Below are 3164 nucleotides of genomic sequence, written 5' to 3'. Positions count from 1 at the left end.
GGCCCCGCACCGGCCGGGCCCCCCGCGGCCGGCGGCGTCGGCCTCGGCCGGACCCGCAAGGCCCGGCTGCGGGTGACCAAGGTCGACCCGTGGTCCGTGATGAAGGTCAGCTTCCTGCTGTCGCTGGCCGTCGGCATCATCATCATCGTGGCCGCGGCGGTGCTGTGGATGACGCTGGACTCGCTCGGCGTCTTCGACTCGCTGAGCAAGACCCTCAAGGACGTCACCGGCTCGGACAGCAACGGCGGCGTCAACCTGATGGACTACGTGGGCTTCGGCAAGGTGATGACCTTCACCACGCTGATCGCCGTGGTCGACGTCGTCCTGCTGACCGCCCTGTCCACGCTCTCCGCGTTCATCTACAACGCGGCGGCCGGTTTCACCGGCGGCGTCGAGCTCACCCTGGCCGAGGAGGACTGATTCCGGCCAGATCCTGACTGGTATTCAGTTCCCCGTCCACGGACGGAATGTACGGACCCCCGCGGTTGTTCCATCATCCGCTGGGGTCCGTCGGCATTTCGGGTGACAGCCGGCGGCCCGCGGCGCGCCGCCCGGAAACCGGGCGCCCGCCGTGGGCTTAGCTGGGTGCCGCCCGTCCCGCGTCCGGGAGTGCCGCCGGCCGCCCCCCGGTCCGCCCGACCGGGGCAGCAGGTTTCCACAGGACGACTGGACGGAGACGCTCGGTGGCGAAGCTCGCGGGTCAACTGGTCGAGGCCCTGGAAGGGCTGTTGGGGGTCCCGGTACCACTGCGGGTACAGGTCTGGGACGGCAGCGTCGCCGGGCCCCCGGGGGCGCCCACCGTGGTGCTGCGCAACCGCCGGGCGCTGCGCCGGCTGGTCTGGCGGCCGGACGAGCTCGGGCTGGCCCGCGCGTACGTCGCGGGGGACCTGGACCTCGCCCCCGGCACCGACCTGTACGAGACGCTCTCCGCCGTCGCCCGCTTCGCCGAGCTGCCGGAGGTCCGCGCCCGGGAACTCGGGCCGCGCGAGGTCCTCGGCGCCCCGGGCCGCCGGGTGCTCGCCGCCGTGCTGCGGGCCGGGGCGGTCGGCCTCGAACCGGAGCCGCCCCGGGAGGAGGCCCGCACGGGCCGGGGGCGGCTGCACAGCCGCAGCCGGGACCGCGAGGCCATCAGCCACCACTACGACGTCGGGAACGACTTCTACCGCCTCGTGCTGGGCTCCTCGATGGTCTACTCGTGCGCCTACTGGACGCCGGAGGCGAAGAGCCTGGAGGCCGCCCAGGAGGCCAAGCTCGACCTGATCTGCCGCAAGCTCGGCCTGCGGCCCGGCATGCGCCTGCTGGACGTCGGCTGCGGCTGGGGCTCGCTGCTGCTGCACGCCGCCGAGCACTACGGGGTCACCGCGGTCGGCGTCTCCATCTCGAAGGAGCAGGTCGCGCTGGCCCGCGCCCGGGTCGAGGAGGCCGGCCTGTCCGACCGGGTGGAGGTCCGGCTCCAGGACTACCGCGAGGTCGTGGACGGCCCCTTCGACGCGATCTCCAGCATCGGGATGGCCGAGCACGTCGGCTCCGAGCAGTACCGGATCTACGCCGAGGGCCTGCACCGGCTGCTGGTGCCCGGCGGTCGGCTGCTCAACCACCAGATCGCCAGGCGTCCCGACATCCCCGGCGAGCCGCACCGCACCAGCCCCTTCATCGACCGCTACGTCTTCCCGGACGGCGAGCTCTCCCCCGTCGGTTCCACCGTGGCCCGGCTGGAGGAGGCCGGCTTCGAGGTCCGGGACGTCGAGTCGCTGCGCGAGCACTACGGGCTGACCCTGCGCGAGTGGGTGGCCAACCTGGAGGCGCACTGGACGGAGGCGGTCCGGCTGGTCGGCCGCGGCCGGGCCCGGGTCTGGCGGCTGTACATGGCGGCCTCCGCGCTCGCCTTCGAGCAGAACCGGATCGGGGTCAACCAGGTCCTCGCCGTCCGCAGCACCGAGGAGGGCGCGGCGGGCCTGCCGCAGACCCGCGAGGAGTGGCTGCTGCGCCCCTCCGCCGCCGCGCCGGGGCTGGTCACGGGGGGCGCCGTCGTGGCCCCGGCCGACCCGGATTTGGGAGATCGGCGGTCGGTCCGCTAATCTTTCAGTGCGGCAAGGGCCTATAGCTCAGACGGTTAGAGCGCTTCCCTGATAAGGAAGAGGCCACAGGTTCAAGTCCTGTTAGGCCCACAACCGCGAAGGGCCCGGAGTGGATCACTCCGGGCCCTTCGACACTTCTCGAGATCGACCGGGGCCGCGGTCCGGCCGGAGTCCGGTACGATCTCTGTTCGGTGAGGGCCTATAGCTCAGACGGTTAGAGCGCTTCCCTGATAAGGAAGAGGCCACAGGTTCAAGTCCTGTTAGGCCCACCTCCACGAAGGGCCCGGAGTGATCCACTCCGGGCCCTTCGGCGTTTCTGCCGCCGGGCCGGGGGCCGGGGCGGCCGGCCAGGAGGTACGGCGTCAATCCTGGGACCGGACCGCCGGGTTGGCGTGCCGGTGGCTGGTCACGATTGGGACACCGGTGTGTATCATCGGCCGCAAGGGCAGTCTGGCACCCGGTCCGCCCGTTCGAGCTCGAAACACCATCTGGACTCGTCGGCCCGGTCATTCCGCCGGATCCGGCTCTTGAGTCCGCCAACGCAAGAAGGACGAGGTCCCGCGGTGAAGAAGCTTCTCCTGGTCGCCCTGGTCGCCCTCGGCGGCTTCTTTGTCTACCGTCAGGTCCAGGCGGACCGCGCCGAGCAGGACTTGTGGACCGAGGCCACCGACCCGGTCCCGGCCGGTCGCTGAGCCCCGGGCGATCTGACGATCGACGAATTCCGGAGGCGCCGGACGGCGCCTCCCGGGACGGCCGGCCCGGTCGATGGACCGGACCGGCCGACCCCAGGGAACGGCACTTTTCCAGGGGGACGGCGCTGGGAACCGCGCCGGAACCCGGTACGCTAGTGCCCGTTGGCACACGCGGTGCCGTCAAGGGGCATTAGCTCAGTTGGTAGAGCGCTGCCTTTGCAAGGCAGATGTCAGGAGTTCGAGTCTCCTATGCTCCACAGTTCACAGCAGTAGCCGATGGGCCGCTGACCGGGGATTACGGGGGGGGGGCGATCGGGGTTGACGGGGCGGTGCGCGCGGTGAGGGCGACGCGGGGGCGGTGTCGGCGGGGGGGGCGGCGGTGTCGGGGTGCGGG

General features: G+C 71.8%; 3 protein-coding genes and 3 tRNA genes. All 6 read left to right on the top strand.

The features are described from left to right. Nucleotides 1-420, top strand: a 420-nt coding sequence (locus tag ACFRAR_RS37190) for a DUF3566 domain-containing protein (protein WP_380704601.1), incomplete at its 5' end; no start/stop codon positions are given. Nucleotides 421-683: 263 nt separating this feature from the next. Next, nucleotides 684-2078, top strand: a complete 1395-nt coding sequence (locus tag ACFRAR_RS37185; RefSeq protein ID WP_380704599.1) for a class I SAM-dependent methyltransferase — start codon at nt 684-686, stop codon at nt 2076-2078. A 16-nt stretch (nt 2079-2094) separates the two neighbouring features. Beyond that, a tRNA-Ile gene (locus tag ACFRAR_RS37180) sits at nt 2095-2168 on the top strand. 105 nt (nt 2169-2273) lie between these two features. Next, nucleotides 2274-2347, top strand: a tRNA-Ile gene (locus ACFRAR_RS37175). Between the two features lie 294 nt (nt 2348-2641). Further along, nucleotides 2642-2770 (top strand): DLW-39 family protein, encoded by a 129-nt coding sequence (locus tag ACFRAR_RS37170; RefSeq protein WP_014137031.1) that lies wholly within the window; start codon nt 2642-2644, stop codon nt 2768-2770. 184 nt (nt 2771-2954) lie between these two features. Continuing rightward, nucleotides 2955-3027: transfer RNA gene (locus ACFRAR_RS37165), tRNA-Ala, on the top strand. Nucleotides 3028-3164: the final 137 nt, after the last annotated feature.

It is taken from the genome of Kitasatospora sp. NPDC056651 (genome assembly GCF_042792155.1).
GTDB lineage: Bacteria > Actinomycetota > Actinomycetes > Streptomycetales > Streptomycetaceae > Kitasatospora.
This window is presented reverse-complemented; position numbering and strand designations above follow the sequence as displayed.